Source organism: Indolivaga capnocytophagoides DSM 22835 (genome assembly GCF_000426485.1).
In the GTDB taxonomy this organism is placed as follows: Bacteria; Bacteroidota; Bacteroidia; order Bacteroidales; family Dysgonomonadaceae; genus Dysgonomonas_A; species Dysgonomonas_A capnocytophagoides.
Window position 1 is genome coordinate 79134 of sequence record NZ_AUFL01000014.1, and the last position, 17661, is coordinate 96794.

9 protein-coding genes and 1 pseudogene are annotated in these 17661 nt (G+C 40.9%); 3 read left to right on the plus strand and 7 right to left on the minus strand.

All coding sequences use genetic code 11. The features are described 5' to 3' along the window. Positions 1-5 precede the first annotated feature (5 nt). The 3 genes from K322_RS0108570 to K322_RS0108580 all read left to right on the plus strand — a co-directional run bounded on the left by K322_RS0108570 (position 6) and on the right by K322_RS0108580 (position 3811). Positions 6-1751, plus strand: a complete 1746-nt coding sequence (locus K322_RS0108570) for a sodium:solute symporter (RefSeq protein ID WP_026626515.1) — start codon at positions 6-8, stop codon at positions 1749-1751. A gap of 220 nt (positions 1752-1971) precedes the next feature. Then, a complete protein-coding gene (locus K322_RS0108575; RefSeq protein ID WP_026626516.1) occupies positions 1972-3129 on the plus strand; it encodes an aldose epimerase family protein in 1158 nt (385 codons plus the stop codon). A gap of 94 nt (positions 3130-3223) precedes the next feature. Further along, entirely contained in the window at positions 3224-3811 is a 588-nt protein-coding gene (locus K322_RS0108580) for a sugar O-acetyltransferase (RefSeq protein ID WP_026626517.1), read from the plus strand. A 41-nt stretch (positions 3812-3852) separates the two neighbouring features. Here K322_RS0108580 and K322_RS0108585 read toward each other — a convergent pair whose 3' ends face one another. The 7 genes and pseudogenes from K322_RS0108585 to K322_RS0108615 form a co-directional block, all read right to left on the minus strand. Then, entirely contained in the window at positions 3853-5631 is a 1779-nt protein-coding gene (locus K322_RS0108585) for an aminopeptidase P family protein (protein WP_026626518.1), read from the minus strand. Continuing rightward, the gene (locus tag K322_RS0108590) at positions 5628-7841 is read right to left on the minus strand and encodes a S9 family peptidase (protein ID WP_026626519.1); all 2214 of its coding nucleotides are present in this window, start codon (positions 7839-7841) and stop codon (positions 5628-5630) included. The genes K322_RS0108585 and K322_RS0108590 overlap by 4 nt, the downstream gene beginning before the upstream one ends. A gap of 254 nt (positions 7842-8095) precedes the next feature. Continuing rightward, positions 8096-10513 (minus strand): glycoside hydrolase family 127 protein, encoded by a 2418-nt coding sequence (locus K322_RS0108595; RefSeq protein ID WP_026626520.1) that lies wholly within the window; start codon positions 10511-10513, stop codon positions 8096-8098. 14 nt (positions 10514-10527) lie between these two features. After that, entirely contained in the window at positions 10528-12621 is a 2094-nt protein-coding gene (locus K322_RS0108600; RefSeq protein ID WP_026626521.1) for a family 43 glycosylhydrolase, read from the minus strand. Positions 12622-12732: 111 nt separating this feature from the next. Further along, positions 12733-13443 (minus strand): annotated as a pseudogene (locus K322_RS18990) (hypothetical protein); the annotation flags it as partial. 128 nt (positions 13444-13571) lie between these two features. Beyond that, positions 13572-16031, minus strand: a complete 2460-nt coding sequence (locus tag K322_RS0108610) for a glycoside hydrolase family 127 protein (protein WP_026626522.1) — start codon at positions 16029-16031, stop codon at positions 13572-13574. A 163-nt stretch (positions 16032-16194) separates the two neighbouring features. Then, positions 16195-17649 (minus strand): RagB/SusD family nutrient uptake outer membrane protein, encoded by a 1455-nt coding sequence (locus K322_RS0108615; protein ID WP_026626523.1) that lies wholly within the window; start codon positions 17647-17649, stop codon positions 16195-16197. Positions 17650-17661 lie beyond the last annotated feature (12 nt).

Consider the following 17661-nt stretch of genomic DNA (forward strand, 5'->3'; position numbering starts at 1 on the left):
ATACTATGAATTGGAATTCTCATGAATTTATTTGGCTCGACTGGCTGATTATTGTAGTCGGGATAATTGCTGTAAGCTGGGCAGTATGGCGTTCGGTTCAAAAAGACAAACGTCTGCAACAAGGTGTCAATAGCGAGGATTATCTATTCGGTAAGGGCGAACCATGGTATATTATCGGTGCAGCTATCTTTGCTGCAAATATCGGGTCGGAACACCTTGTGGGACTTGCCGGTACCGGTGCTAAATCGGGAGTCGGTATGGCACACTGGGAGATGCAAGGATGGATGATCTTGATCTTAGGTTGGTTATTTGTTCCGTTCTATCAATTATTGAACAATAAAATGGGCAAAATCATTACAATGCCCGATTTTCTTAAATATCGTTATACTCCAAAAACTGGCTCGTGGTTGTCAATTATCACTCTTATAGCATATGTGCTTACAAAGGTGAGTGTTACAGCATTTACAGGTGGTATTTTTATGGAGAGTCTTCTAGGTCTGCCTTTTTGGTACGGTGCTATCGGCTTGATAGTATTGACTGGTATCTTCACCGTTTTGGGTGGTATGAAGGGAGTCATGACTCTTTCTGCAATTCAAACGCCGATACTTATTATTGGTTCATTCCTTGTGCTTTTCTTAGGATTATCTGCACTTGGAGACGGAAGCATAGGTGCAGGATGGGATGCTATGATTGCTTATTCAAAAACTCTGAATGTAGGGGCTGATGGTGTGGCACATGGTACAAATCACATGTTCCACTTCTCTACGGGAGATCCTATGTATGATGATTATCCCGGTTTCTGGGTATTTATCGGAGCATCTATTATCGGTTTTTGGTATTGGTGTACAGACCAGCATATTGTTCAACGTGTGCTTGGGCAACGTAAAGGAGAATCTAACGAGGTCGTAATGAAACGTGCCCGCAGAGGTACTATCGCTGCAGGTTATTTCAAATTATTACCTGTATTTATGTTCCTTATTCCCGGTATGGTTGCTGCGGCATTGGCTGCACGTCCTGATAGTGGATTCTCATTGGATAATCCCGACACCGCTTTCGGAGCGATGGTGAAATTTGTATTGCCCGCAGGTGTAAAAGGTATTGTAACAATCGGCTTTATATCGGCTTTAGTTGCTTCATTAGCAGCATTCTTTAACTCTTGTGCTACTTTGTTTACTGAAGACTTCTATAAACCGATGTTTAAGGGTCAGAGTGAGGCTAAATATGTTTTGGTAGGTCGTATTGCCACAATGGTTGTTGTAATACTCGGTATTGTATGGATACCTATTATGATGAGCTTAGGCAGCCTTTACGATTATCTGCAAGGTATTCAATCTTTACTTGCTCCAGCGATGGTAGCTGTATTTGCTCTTGGTATATTCTCTAAACGGATTACGCCAAAAGCCGGAGAAGTAGGTATGATAGTAGGTTTCATTATCGGTATGGTACGTTTGGTAACTAATATCTTTACCAATACAGGTAAAGACGTGATGACAGGTTGGTATTGGGAATCTACAGGATGGTTTTGGCAAACAAACTGGCTTATTTTTGAAATTTGGTTACTTGCCTTTATCGTAGTACTGATGATTGTAGTATCACTCTTTACAGCTAAACCAACAGCTCAACAAATTGATGCTATTACTTTCACTGATGACTATAAAAAGCAAATTAAAAATAGTTGGGATAAGTGGGATGTCGTTGCTTCATTAGGAGTAGTTGCCTGCTGTGCTCTCTTCTACTGGTATTTTTGGTAAAATGAGTTTATGAAGGTCACGACCTTACTTGATTACTAGTTATATGAAAAAGTGAGTCGGATAAAGAGATTCGCTTTTTCAAACAAAGTCTTATAGACTTTAAACCTTTCCTTATCTCGAATATTCTCACTGTTGTTTTCATGGTTAAATGACAGTGGGAATTTTCGTTCACTTTGAAAGGACTTTTTTATTGTAGATATAACCTAAATAATAGATAATTATGAAGAAAATACTTTATCTGGGATTAGTTCTGTGCTTGTTTTCTTGTGGAAATAAGCAACAGCAGGCTCCTGTGGCGGAGACTAATAATTCGGGGATAACTTTGATGCCCGATTCTGCTTTTACAACAACTTTAGATGGTAAAGAAATTAAGCTGTATACCCTCGAATCGGGTAATGGCATTACTATGCAGGTATCTAATTTCGGAGGGCGTGTAATCTCTCTGTGGGTGCCCGATAAAGAAGGTAAATACGAAGATATTGTGTTTGGTCACAATAATATAGATGAATATATTCACTATCAGGGAGAACGTTGCTTGGGACCTGTTGTTGGTCGTTATGCAAACCGTATTGCTAAAGGGCAATTCACACTTGATGGCAAGAAGTACCAACTTCCGGTGAATAACAATGGACAGACACTCCACGGAGGACCCGAAGGCTTTGATATGAAAGTATGGAATGTAGACAGTATCAGCAAAAACAGTATAGCTTTATCTTATGTTTCACCTGATGGAGAACAAGGTTTTCCGGGAACGGTTACCGTGAAAATGGTTTATACTTTGACTCCCGATAACGAGTTTAAGATCACTTATCATGCGACAACAGATAAGCCTACTCATGTAAATCTGTCTCATCACTCGTTCTTTAACCTGAAAGGAGGAGCTAATGGCACGATATTAGATCATATATTGACTATCAATGCAAGTGCAATCACTCCTGTTGATAGTGTATTGATACCTACAGGTAAACTGATGAATGTAGAAGGTACTCCTTTCGATTTCAGAAAGCCTACAGCTATCGGAGACAGAATCAATGCTGAAAATGAGCAGTTGAAAAACGGTGGAGGATACGACCATAACTGGGTTGTTGACCGCAAGTCTGATAAAGACATTGAGTTTATAGCAAGCTTATACGAACCTAAGAGCGGACGTGTAATGGAAGTATGGTCTGACCAGCCTGCTATTCAATTCTATAGCGGCAATTTCTTGGATGGTAAAGTTACCGGAAAATACGGCAGAGCCCATAATTACAGAGAAGCTGTAGCTCTGGAAACTCAAAAGTATCCCGATACACCTAATCAGCCTAAATTCCCTTCAACCCGTTTGAATCCGGGCGAAGAGTATACGCAGACTTGTATCTATAAGTTCTTGACTAAATAAGCCTGATAAACAGATATAAATAGAAGAGGGTAGACATGTGTTTGTTTACCCTCTTTTCATAGGATAATACTTATTAGAACAATACCTGAATAAAATGAAGACTGAAAAAGAAAAAATGGCAGCAGGAGAGCATTACGATGCTCATTGCGAAGAAATGGTTGAGGTGCGGAAAAAGATAAAGCCGCTTCTGCATAAACTGAATGTGACGGAGTATCATACCGATAAGTTCAGAGATGTGATGAACGAGCTTTTCCCGAATTCGCATAAGAGCTTTTATGTAGAACCCCCTTTCTTTTGTGATTACGGCGATCTGATATATGCCGGAGAAAAGGTCTTTATCAATATGGGGGCTATTATCCTTGATGGAGGAACCGTAACCATTGGAGATTATACTCTCATAGCTCCGGGTGTGCATATATACACTGCACAGCATCCGCTGGATGCCGAAGAAAGAGCCCAATGGGAAGACTGCAAACCCGTAAAGATTGGTGAACGTTGCTGGATTGGAGGGCATTCCACAATATGTCCGGGTGTAACTATTGGTGATCGTTCTGTAATTGGTGCGGGTTCGGTTGTTGTTAAAGACATTCCTGCCGATTCTTTGGCGGTGGGTAATCCTGCAAGAGTTATTCGCAAGTTGAATAAGAACGATAATCCGAGTGAGTTGATGAATAAGAAGTAAAGAAGATAAGGCAGAGTTTGAATCTGCCTTATCCCTTTTTACTAGATAGGCTGAGTCTTTGCTTTCAGCCATTCTGTTTCAGCATCTTCCAGATAGGGTGATAACTTATTGTATACTTCGGTATGATAGTTATTCAGCCAAGTAACCTCATCGTCTGTAAGCATCTCTTTGATGATAGGAGTTGTGTCTATCGGGCAAAGAGTGATAGTTTCGAATGAATAGAAATCTCCGAACTCTGTCTTTTTATAAAGTTGAGTTCTCATAAGGTTTTCGGTACGTACTCCGTATTTGTTGTCTCGGTATATACCCGGTTCATTGGATGTTATCATTCCTATATAGATATTCACCGGATTTATTTCGGGGCGAATGCTATGAGGGCCTTCATGTACACTCAGATAATGACCTATTCCATGACCTGTGCCATGAAGGAAATTGATACCTTCTTTCCACATCGCTTGACGTGCCAGAATATCTATTTGAGAGCCTCTTGTTCCCTGAGGAAATACAGCAGAAGTCAGCCCGATGTGACCTTTCAGAACCAGGGTGTAATCTCGTTTCATATCATCCGAAACAGCACCTACAGCTACTGTACGGGTTATATCTGTTGTGCCGTCAAGATATTGTGCCCCCGAATCAATCAGAAGTAAACCTACAGCTTTTACACTAAGACAATTGTCTGCTGTCGGATGATAATGATTAAGCGCACCGTTGGCTGCATATCCTGCAATAGTACAGAAGCTCTCTCCTGCAAAGTTCTCTTGTTTACTGCGATATTCAACCAATTTTTTGCCGATATTGTATTCAGTGACCATCCCTTTAGGAACAGCAGCTTCCAGCCATCTGAAAAAATGAACAAGAGCTACTCCGTCACGTACCATTGCCCGCCCGAATCCTTCTGTTTCTACATCATTCTTAATACTCTTCATCAAATCGGCAGGAGACAGCATATCTACTATTCTGCAATGCTTAGGAATAGCATTATACAGACTATAACTGATCTTATTAGAGTCGATACAAACTGAGCCTTTTAGAGTCTGAGCGAAGCTATATATTTCATCATAAGGCTTTACTGTGACTCCTTGTTCTTTGAGATACGTCTGGATAGTATCATCTAATTTATAAGAGTCTATAAATAAGATCGTTTCGGTACGTGATACATAGGCATACGATACAACTACCGGATTGTAAATGACGTCATTTCCTCTCAGATTAAATATCCATGCTATAGTATCGAGGGTACTTACCAGCAAAGAGTCTGCTCCTGTTTTTTCGATAGAGTCAGCAATGCGGGCTATTTTTTCTTTAGCTGATTCTCCAGTATATTTTTCGGGATGGATAAACGCTTTTCCTTTTGGTATGTCAGGACGCTCGGCCCATATCGAGTCGAAAGGGTCTGTGCTGTTTATCAAAGATATACCTTTCGGAGTCAATATTCTGATCAGATCTTGAGCCTCTTTTGCCGCATATACTTTTCCGTCAATTCCTACATTATCTCCATTCGATAATTCATCGATCAGCCAATCAGGAATCAAAGGTGTTTCCGGCAATCTTGCTTTGAATAATTTGATTTCTGATCCGGCTAATTCGCTTTCAGCCTGAAGAAAATAACGGGAATCTGTCCATAAGCCAGCCTTATCCATTGTTATCACAGCTATACCTGCCGATCCTGTAAATCCGCTTATCCACATTCGTGATTCCCAATGTGCGGCGGGATATTCACTCAGATGCGGATCAGTTGTCGGAATTATAAATGCCTGTAAATTATGTTCTTTCATAAATTGCCTCAATAGGGCAATTTTGTTGTTGGGCGGATTATTCATTGTTCGTTCCAGTTTGGAGTAGGTAGTCCTATAAGATTCTTCACAAAGAAATCACGGCGTTTACGTTCTCCGTATGTTTCTCCGAGGGTATGTCTTGCTCCCGGCAGTATAACAAAATCGAATTCTTTATTGCTTTGTTGCAGGGCATTTACTACTTGTAAAGTAGATGAAGGATCAACATTATTGTCCAACTCTCCTAATATCAGCATCAGCTTTCCTTTCAGCAGATGTGCATTTACCACATTCGAGCATTCTTCGTACTCTTTGCCGATAGGATATCCCATCCATTGTTCATTCCACCAGATTTTATCCATTCGGTTGTCGTGGCATCCGCAAGCAGCCACTGCCACTTTATAAAATTCGGGATGGAAAAGTACTGCTCCCATGCTGTTTTGTCCTCCGGCCGAGCCTCCGTAGATGCCAACTCTGGTAATATCCATTTCAGGGTATTTGTCAGCGGCAGATTTCATCCATGCTATGCGGTCGGGAAATCCTGCGTCTTTCAGATTTTTCCAGCATACATCATGAAAAGCTTTCGATCGGTTGGCAGTTCCCATTCCATCTATCATAACCACAATAAATCCGAGTTCAGTTAAATGGCTCGGACGATGAGCCAGAGCAAAAGATTTTGGAACGTGAGAATCATGAGGTCCTGCATAAATATACTCTATCACGGGATATTTCTTATTCGGATCGAAATTATTCGGACGGATTATCATCCCCCAGATATCTGTTTTACCATCACGTCCTTTAGCTGAGAATACTTCGGGCATACGCCATCCGGCAGCTAATGCTTCTTTTATATCAGGTTGGAATATTGTACGGATGATTTTTCCGTCCTTCGCCGATCTTAATACAGTTGTCGGAGGAAGATCGGTACGAGAATAAGTATCCACCATATACGCATAGTCTGAACTGAATGTTACGTTGTGATTCCCATTTTCAGGGGTTAAGGCTTTGATGTTTCCATTGTCTATATTCAGAAGGTAATATTTTTCGAGATAAGGATCTTCTCCCGCATCCATCCCGCATCCTTTAAACAGGATAGTCCGTTTACTTTCATCTACATGTACCACATTTTTAACAACCCACTCTCCCTTAGTCAATTGTTTTTTTACTTTTCCGGTCGGTACGTCGTACAGATAGATATGTCTCCATCCGTCTCGTTCCGATATCCAGAGTAGTTCTTTTTCGTTTTCGAACCAGTGCTCATATACTGCATTGTAATAGATAAACGTGTTACTTTGTTCATTTACAATTGTTCGCAGCTGATCTGATTGAATGTTTCCTCCGTAAATAACGTATTGTTGATGTCCCCGTTTATTGAAATGAAATGAAAAAGACGTACTGCTTTTATCCCATCGGATGTTATTAAGGTCGAATTGAGCATCTACATCAGGAACGTTATATTCAACAGATCGTTTTCCATCAATAAAGAATAGCACCGGTCTTCTTATTGGTAATGCGTCTCCAGGTTTCGGATAGTCATATTCTTCGGTTTTTGGCTGCAGCTGGTCTTTTGGTGAGGATGATATCAGCAGCAATTTTCTGACTTCTGCAGGACGATATTTACAGCAGATAATTTTCTTAGAGTCTGGAGACCAATAAATATTCGATGAGTAATAGTCGTACACCGAGCCATCGGTACTGATCGCTTTCGCTTGTCCTGTTGCGATATTGCGTATCCACAGATTGCCTTCGTTGATATATGCTTCGTTAATGCCATCGGGCGATTTGATTTTTTCTTTGCTGTTTTCTCGATATACACCTCCCCAGTAAGAATCTTCGGGGATTGCAGCTCCTTTTATGATTTTGTAATCAGCCAGGGTACACAGGTATTCTTGTTTATCAATAATAAATGACAGTGTATCGGTTCCTGCGAATCGAATTTTCTGAAATGGCAACTGGTACGCTTTAATCTCTTTATGCAGAAATGTTTCCAGTGAAAGAGCCAGACGTTTTTGATCGAATGCCGGAGTGGGTTCTTGTTTTTTTTCGGCATCGAGCAAGAAAAACTCTTTTCCGTTGGCTGTACGAGCCGAATACCAGAACTTAGGACTGTTTTTGATAGCTTCGATATCAGATAAACCTCGTGACATCGAACTGTATTTCGTATAGAACGAATCGGCTTTCTGATAGAGTTCTTTCATATCTTGCCCTTGTGATAATAGGGGGTATACGGCAAGAAGTGCGATAATTAATCTTTTCATTTATTCTCTGTTTTTGATAAAAGTCTCTGGCTTTATATATATTTCGTACCGAAAAGGTGACAAAGGTTACAATAAAATAACTTTTTTTCCAGTTGTGTCTTTTTGTTTTTGGCGAATATTGATTTGCCTTTACACATTCTTTTGTATAGATAAATTTCTGTATTGAAGAACCAGAAAGTATTTAATGATATACTTTCTGGTTATAAGAATCTCGGGTTGTTTTACTTTCCAAAGAAATAAACAGATCAGCAACCTTATTTTACTTCGAATTCATAAATGCCGATAGATTCTTTTACAGGCAATTGTACTGAAAGGCGTACAAATTTAGCGGAGACAGGCTCAAACTCTATTTGATTTTTCACGTCTTTCTCGCTTTTGTAGCTGCCTTTTGTTTTTACATCCAGCCATTGTCCGTTGGCATCCTGATACTGAACTTTCCACGACAGAGGTATACGGCAGCCTCCCCAAGGTGCATCGTCATACCAATATACAAATGCAGAGGAAAATGTTTCGGGCTTATCGAATTCGTATGTTACCCATTCTTCCGAATTATTTTTTGGCCACAAAGAGTAAAATGGAACATGACGGTCGTTTGAATTATCAGGCCAGTATCCGTCGTTAACACTGCTCAGCGATTTGTTGGGAGCCGAAGATGTTACCTTGGCACTTGTGCAAATAGTAGGTGGGGGTAGGGGACGTGTGCGCTCTTTCGTACGGGGTATCCATACAGCCATTTCTCCTGCACCCCTGTTGGCCCATGCGTAGTAAGGGATAGCTGTCAGATGTTTATTTTCGATTATGACTTCGTTATCATCTCCCCTTCGCGCGCTTTTGGCATCAGCTTCGAGGCGTACTATTCCATTCAATTCGTCCGGTATAAATGATGCTGTTATCGGAACATTATCTTCAAGTACAGCATTAAGAACCTTGTCTTGATTATCAGGCCATTCTAGACAATATACAATGGGACCCCGTTCTAAAGACACCTTTCCTCTGTCGTCTTCTACTTTATCGTTGGCTAAAGTGCGGTGAACATCCATCGGGAAGTCGACCACTATATTATCTCCTTTTTTCCATTTTCTGGAAATTGCGATATATCCGTTTGGCGATACAGTATTATCTGTTTCAACTCCGTTTACCTTTATTTTTACAGTCTCTTTTTTCGGATTCAGATAACTGTATAAATCACTGGGTACGGGCTGATTCTGTACCCATCCCGGTACACGGACAAGTACTTCGAATGTCTCTGCCTTTTTAGGATCAATAGTTATTGATACATTACCATCCCAAGGATAACCAGTCTTTTGGGCTATTTTTATATCGTTCTTATTGAGTTCTATATCCGATTCGCTTTCGATAAATAGATTTACATAGATTTTATTGTCTTTTTTAGCGTATACGTATCCGGGGATAGATGGCATAAAACGGCAAACGTTACTGGGGCAGCAAGCGCAGCCGAACCATTCACTGCGTCCGTGCTGTCCGACCGATTCCAACGGATTGGGATAAAAGAAATGATCACCCGAAAGGCTTATTCCTGAAATCAGACCATTGTAAAGCGTCCGTTCCAATACATCATAGTATTTAGAATCTCCATGAAGAAGGAACAAACGATGGTTCCAGTATACATTGGCGATTGCAGCACATGTTTCGCAATAAGCCGACATATTGGGTAGTTCGTAATTCTTACCGAAGGCCTCTCCATGACCTGTAGCACCGATACCACCTGTGATGTAATATTTTTTAGTCACTACATTGTCCCAGATATTATCTATGGCATGTAAGTAGGCACTGTTTCCGGTCAATGCGGCAACATCTGCCATCCCTGAATACATATAAGCTGCACGTACAGCATGCCCTACAGCTTCATCCTGCTCTATTACAGGTTTATGGGTCTGGCTGTATTCTCCGCTTTCGCCATGACCTCTCAGGTCTAGGAAGTATTTCGCCAGATCAAGGTATTCTTTTTTTCCTGTTACTCGATACATCTTTACAAGACCCATTTCTACAATCTGATGTCCGGGCTCGTAAGCCAATTTTCCGGGACCGAAGTCCTTTACCAGCAAATCTGCATTTTTGATTGCTACATCAAGCAGAGTTCTTTTACCTGTAGCCTGATAATGTGCTACAGCTGCTTCATACAAGTGTCCGCAGTTATAAAGTTCGTGGCTCAGGTCAGGATCTTTTTCCCAGCGTTTTGCTCCTACCCATTCATGGAGTTTTCCTGGTTCGGCAGCTGTTCGTGCGGTAAAAAGGTATCCGTCAGGTTCTTGTGCCTTCTGTATATAATAGATAAGAGTATCCATGCGAGCTTCCAAATCTTTATTCGGATACATTTGTATCGAATACGACATGCCTTCGAGTATTTTGTAAATATCGGTATCGTCAAATGTGAATTGGGTATCGAAATATCCCGGCATAAGACCTCCTGCCTTTTTAAAATTGTCAACACGTCCTGTTATATAACATTGTTTCAGAGCGATGGGTATAGTTACGTCCTGATTGGTTTTTATACGTGGTGCCCAAAATTTATCCGAAAATTTAACCGAAACGAAAGATACCGGCTGTATCGGATAATCTTTCTGGGTCGTTTGCTGCTCGTGATGGGTGTGTGCTGCTGCCGAAATAATGGGCAGTAATGCCAGCAGAAGACATAAGCGAAGCTTTTTCATAAGTATATTGTTTATTAGTTATTATTGATATTCTGATATAATTCCAGCACTTGATTTTCACTTAGTGGTATATCGTACATAGATAAGGAATGCAATGCTCCCCGAAAAGGATGCTCCCCATCGAATTTCATTCCTAATGTCAGCTTTTCGGAACTGCCTACACGAAGATAAATATCTTTACTCTTGACAAGGTGCCCGTTTAGGTATATTTTCTCCAAATATCCGTCAAAAGTCACTACAATGTGGTTCCATGTATTTACGGTCGGGAGCGAAGACAACCCCATATCTTCGTACCAACCGTAATGCATGGTTATACCACTGCGGGGACTTGTCCCATATCCCAGAATTATCTTTGACAGTTCGTTATAAGATTCGTTTACATCTATAATACATTCGTTTTCGTTGGGTGTCGATTGTGCCAATACCCAAGCCGAAAAAGAGTAAGGGGCATTGCCTTTTATGGTAGTCGGCAATCCGAAATCAGATTCAAACTTCTGAGTTCCGTTAAATACGAAAGCCTTTCTCCCTTCAATGTCCTTAATCTGAACGGCTGTTCCTACAGCATTGAAGCCTCGGGATGGTGTTTTCAGATCAGCGATCCGGCCTGCTACTGATCCACTTTGATAATTATCGGCATTTATTTCAAACAGAAGTCCCGAGGGATCAGCAGCAGCAACCGAAGCTTGTTTGTTGAACGGTTGTTCATTTGCCGGAAATGGATCATTCCCTTCCGAGAATACCTTTATATTCCATAAGGCAGGGAATAACCCGTTTCTTTCGTTACCTGTAATAGTTAACCGGATGTATCTGGCTTGAGCATTACCGCGATCAATCATCGGGCTGCCCGCCAATGTGTTGTCTTGTTTATCCGAAAATAATATCCAGTCATGGCCATTGGTTGAAACTTCTATCAGATACTGATAAAAAGATGTCGGATGTTCGAATTGTGTCCATACACGTTTGATTGGTAGATTCTTCCCTAAATCGATTTGTATCCACTCTTTTCCTCTGGAGTTAGCTGCCCTCCAAAGTGTAGCATTATTATTGTCATTGGCATATTCGGGTCTGAAATTCTCGTTGTAATAAGAAGAGGCGGTAATCTTTTTCCCGAAGGCAATATCTTTATACGGATTGCTGTCTTTCTGTAAGTAACCCAGTCCTTTGTGAGTAGGGGTTATTTTTACAATACGACCGTCTTTGTCGAATATGAGTTTATCTATAGCCACCTGACGGAAAAATCCACGTGTCGATTGAGGTATATTGTGCCTGTGATAAACTATATAATAATCATCTCCTTCCTTTAGTATACTGTGATGACCGGGTCCATGTATGGTACTATCCTGTGACGTTTCGAGAATTGGGTTGTTGTCTCCGAATTCAAAAGGTCCCATAGGTCCTACTTTGCTTGTGGCATATTGTACCCGGTAAGTATGGTCGTGACACGATCCTGACGAATAGGTGAAATAATAGATGCCGTTTCGTTTAAACATATAAGGGGCTTCGAAAAACTCTTTAGCCTGAGTATTCGGAATCAAAGTAGTATCGGTAAAAGTTTTCATGTCGGCATTGAGTTTACCTACTCCGCAGCCGTGATTTTTATAGATGCCCCATGTTCCCCAATATAGGTAAGTAGAGCCATCGTCATCGATAAAGCTCTGGGCATCTAGGGTTATTGACATTTTTACATAACGGTCGGGTATCAGAACAGCTTCGTCTGCGCCCAGTATATTAGTCCATGGACCGGTAGGGCTATCCGAAACCGCACAATATATTTTACAAGCCTGACTATAATAGAAGTAATATCGTCCGTCTGTTCCCAGCATGACATCCGGAGCCCAAACCTGATCGGCTGTCGGCCAATTCATAGGAGAGATAGTCCAGTTGACAAAATCCTTCGATTTCCATACCTGCGAAGGCCCTACTCCTAAGCCGGTTCCATCGGTTGTGGCATATATGTAATATGTATCACCAAACTTTCGGACTGTCGGATCGGCAAAATATCCCGGAAGCACAGGGTTACCTGCTCCTGAGGAGTTGTATTTGACTTCTTGTCCCCAAGCCTGTAATGTGAAGATAAAAAGCAATATATGAATATAAATATTTTTCATAGGCTGGCTTATTTTTCAAACGATTTAAGGTCTCAGACCTTTTTATTATCTATCCAAGTATAACACTGATTGATAGTTATGACTTTAAAATGTAACATTAGATACTTACGGTTACTTATTACATATATCCAACTTTATATTTTCAGGAAAATACTGCAACAGAAGATTATAGATATCCGGATCATATTCTTTCAGTTTTTTTGCAGTATTGATAGAATTGTGTACTCCATTAGGCTCGGTCGAATATCTATTGCAGTTGAAAAACGATTGTACAGCTTCTGCAAAATATTCATACTTATTGCTGAGGGCATATGTGTTTTCCCATAATCCTTTTGCCTTTGCTTTTTCCATAAGAGCTTCCAATTCTGTGTCGAAATCGGGTTTTACTCCGATGATACCAACAGTATGTACAATGTGGGCAAACTCGTGTACCATTATACTTTCTCCTTCGTATCTGTCTCCGGGCATGCACATAACGTTTTCTTCGCCGAAGCTTGCGCTGTAGTCATCTTCGGGAGCACCGCCGAAACCTCTTGCCCGTTTGTTCCAGTAGGCAGTACTGTCGGGGGTACATATTTTTGCATATTCGGGCAGATCACAGACTTCTTCCGTTGCACCTATTATCATTACACGACAGCCTTTGGATACCATGTAGTCTTTTACATCCGGACGCTTCGACAGCATTTGTAGAATAACGGTTCGTGTTCGTTCTAATGCTTCATCGCAGACTTTATCGGATGATACAACAGGTAAGCCTTCGGCATTGAGATATTTTTTATAGAAAGGGGCTAATCCCAAAGAATCCGGAACAGTCGATACTTTTTCGGAAGCAGCAGATGCCTGCTGTTCTTTTTTATTCGAACAGCAGACAAAAGCCAACATTGAAATAAGTAATATTGAGTTTAATAAAAGTGGTTTAATCATTTTGTTATATATTTAGAGTCTGATCTTTATGGATTTACTTTCCATTCTATTACACCTCCCGAATATCCTTTACGTCCTACATCTACGACCTGAGGTCCATTTTCTTCCGCTGCTTTTTCGGTTTTAGGTCGTTGAAGTTGTACCACCATTTTCAGTTCGGTTGTAGTTACGGGTTCGAAAGAAACTTTGTTGTATTTATCCAATTCCGTTCCATAGGGAGATGTATTTTTCACTTCTTTCCATGTATTTCCGGTTTTATATAAAAGTTTCCATGATTCGGGGGCTTTATAAATGACATCGTAGTGATCAAATGCGAGCCAATATACTTCTACACTCGAAATCCGCTCGGGCTTTTTGAATTTATAGCCGATAGACTCTTCTGTTCCCGCCTTCAGCCACCAGTAATGGTATGGAGTGTTTATGTCATCGGATGATGTCGGTTCAAACTGATCATTGAAGCCCCATCCGTCTACAGGCATTGCTGCGGATGCTATTGTAGGTTCGGGTTTTACTATTGCGTATTCTTTTGTAGCAGGAGTCCATACTACCATCTGTCCTATACCCCGGTTGTTCCATGTAGAGTATGGAATAGCCTTGAATGTAAGAGGCTTTTCTATTAACTTTCCACTGGCAGAATCTTTTTCTACGGCAAAGGCATTTCCTTCGAGAACTACGACTCCGTTTAACAGGTTCTTTTCGAAGTGAGACTCTATTTTCGAATCACGCGGAATAACTATATCAAAAATATAATCGCGTTTCTGGTCTATACTTTCCAGCGCATACAGTATCGGTCCCTTTTCCATGGCAAGCAAACCTTTGTCGTATCTAACCTGCGGATTTGCTTCTACCCTGCGGACGGGCATGTCCATCGTTAAAGTTACCTTATCTCCTTTTTTCCATTCACGTTCTATAACCCAGTAACCGGCACGTGTATGTTTTTTTGTTTCGCTTCCGTTTACAAGCACTTTTACCTGAGGGTTCGATCCGTCTACATAAGCATATAGATCAGAAGGTACAGGCTTATTCTTAGCCCAACCCGGAATGCGTACCAAGAGTGTGAATTTATCATTTTTATTGGGCGTCACATCTATTTCTACATCTCCATTCCAAGGGTATTGTGTTTTTTGTACTAACTCAACTTCGGTATCTCCTACTTTCAATTTGGAATTCCCTCCCACGAATAAGTTTACATATACGTCTTTTTTGTCGATGGCATATACATATCCCGGAACCGATGCCATAAAACGGGTTACGTTACCGGGGCAGCATGCACATCCGAACCATTGTTGACGGGCATGTCCTCCGGGGGTACCCATCGGGTTATCGTAAAAGAACTTGTCGCCGCTGAGTGATACTCCGGCTATCAGTCCATTGTATAGGGTGCGTTCCAGTACATCTATGTATTTGGAGTCTCCTGTTGCGAGGAACATGCGTTGATTCCAATATACATTGGCGATAGAAGCACATGTTTCACAATAGTTATTGAAGTTATTCAATTCATAATTGGGGCCGAAACCTTCTCCCTGCGGACGGGAACCGATACCTCCGTTCAGATATAGCTTTTTACTTGCCATGTTTTCCCATACACGATTGACTGCATCGAATAGTTTTTTGTCGTGCTGTAATGATGCTACATCCGTCACCCCAGAGAACAGATAACCTGCACGGACGGCATGACCTACGATCTCATCCTGATCTATGATCGGTTTGTGATCCTGGCTATAAGGACTTAGTTTGTGTCCGTCTGTACCTCGCCCGGTTTCGTCTACAAAGTAGCGAGCCATCTTCAGGTATTTCTCATCATCGGTTACATTATACAGTTTAGCCAAAGCCATTTCGATAATTGGGTGACCCGAGGGGACATGTTTCTGACCTTCGTTGGGACCGAAAACCTGACATACTAAGTCTGCATTTTTGATTGCTACATTCAACAATGTTTTTTTTCCGGTAGCTTTGTAATGTGCTACGGCCGCTTCATATAAGTGACCGCTGTTGTACAATTCGTGGCTGTTGATCTTTTCCCAGCGCGAACTTCCCCACCAGCCTGATAAACGGGTACATTTATTGGTTACGCAGGTTGTAAGGTATCCGTCGGGTTCTTGAGCCGCTGCAATTAAGGTTATTACACTATCGAGGTATGCATCCAGTTTGGGGTCGTATTTGACAGCCAAAGAATAAGATGCTCCTTCGATGATCTTATAAGGATCGGTGTCATCGAATGAAAAATCACCTTTGTGTTCGCCTTTGATAAGTCCTCCCGCCAGAGCGAAATTATCGAAACGTCCATTTATTTCGCATTGATGAAATGCCGAGGGAATTGAAACTGTTCGGTTGATTTCCATGCGAGGCAGCCAGAAGTCATCCGTAAAATGAACATCCGTAAAAGGTACTTCCTTTATTTCACCCAATTGTACTTTCGATTTTTCTTCTGTTGCACCACAGCTTATCAAGGTTAAAGTTAATAGGATTGTCGCTAATCTTTTCATCTCTCTGTGTTTATATTAAGGTCTCAGACCTATTGTTACTGACCGTGTGTAACAAGCTTCGGTATTGGAAGCTAACCGTTACTTAATTATTCAGGGTCTATACTTGCTTTTTATTTTGAGCAATGGTAAGAATACTACTCTTACCATTGCATTTGGTTATTATTCATGGAGTAAATACCGGATCCGTTGTAGGATTGGGGTTCTGTACCATATCAGAGTTATTAATGACTTCTTTTTCGGGTATCATCATTATTAACTTATTCGAATTCGCAGGAACGGATACATCATAGTAAAAACCCATTTCTTTAGTTTTAGTTACTGACTTCTGTAATCTCATCACATCGAAGTAATCAAGACCTTCTCCCCACATTTCTTTTCGTCTTTCGAGAAGAATTTCATCTATCAATGCATCTTTTGCAGTCACAGTTGAAACTTTGGCTCCTCTTTCTTTTTGGAGCTTGTTTAGTACTTGCAGGGCAGTTCCTGTATCGTTTTGTCTTGCAGCAGCTTCTGCTTCTACTAAATACATTTCTGCAGCACGCATATCAAACAGATCTCCGTATGGACCAGAATCTTTGAGTTCCCGAAATTTTGTTGATGCATATTTATCGCTGTAGAGGGGATTGACAATCGTTAAATTTCGAGGGTCGTCTTTCATTATTCCTTCCACAAAATGTTTTACAGGAATAAATAATTCGGCCTGCCATGGAGAATTGTTCTGCCCGAAGTCATACCAGCACGCATGAGAATCGTACCACCAATAATCCTGACTAGTTTGTATATACCCAACTACCCATTCTTTATTAACAGTCGAGAATCCGGCTTTATATTCATCCATCGACATCAGCGAATATGATGTTGTTATATAATGGGCGTATTTTTCGGCATTAGCCCAATCGTTCATGGTCAGATAAACATTTGCCAAGAGAAAACGTACAACGTCTATGTTATAATAATCCTTTGTCGGGCGTGTATATTTTGTCAATAAAGTTTCTGCTTCGGTCAAGTCGTCTACAATTTGTTTATATACTTCGGCAACAGTCGCCCGGGCTTTAGGAGTAAGAGTCGGTTCCAGATAGACCGGTACTCCCGGTTTATCTTTAGCAATAATGTAAGTATGCTGATAAAAACGCACCAGATTGAAATAGCATCGAGAGCGTATTGCCAAAGCTTGTCCTTTGATCTCATCCTTAGCATCCAGATCTCCGCTTACATTGTCAATATTTGCTAATACAATATTTGCATTGCTTATTATCTTATACATGGCATTCCACATATTGATAGGGATGGGTTGTGTAGCATCGTAACGTTGCATGCTAAAGGTAGTAAAATACCAGAAATCTCCCACCTGTTCATCATTAATCATAATGTCTATACCTGTAGTTGTGGATAATGCCATAATTCCTTCCGGACTGTACACATTAGGACCATAACCAGCTCCATCTCGCATAAGTCTGTATGTTCCTAATAATTCGGATCTTAATCCGGCGACACTGGTTATGATTTGCGAATCAGACAATGATCCTGTAGGGGATGTATTCAGAAAATCATCGCATCCTGACATAGTCAGTAATGTAGATCCTAACAGGAAAGTGTATAATATATTTCTAATTTTCATTGTATTACTTTT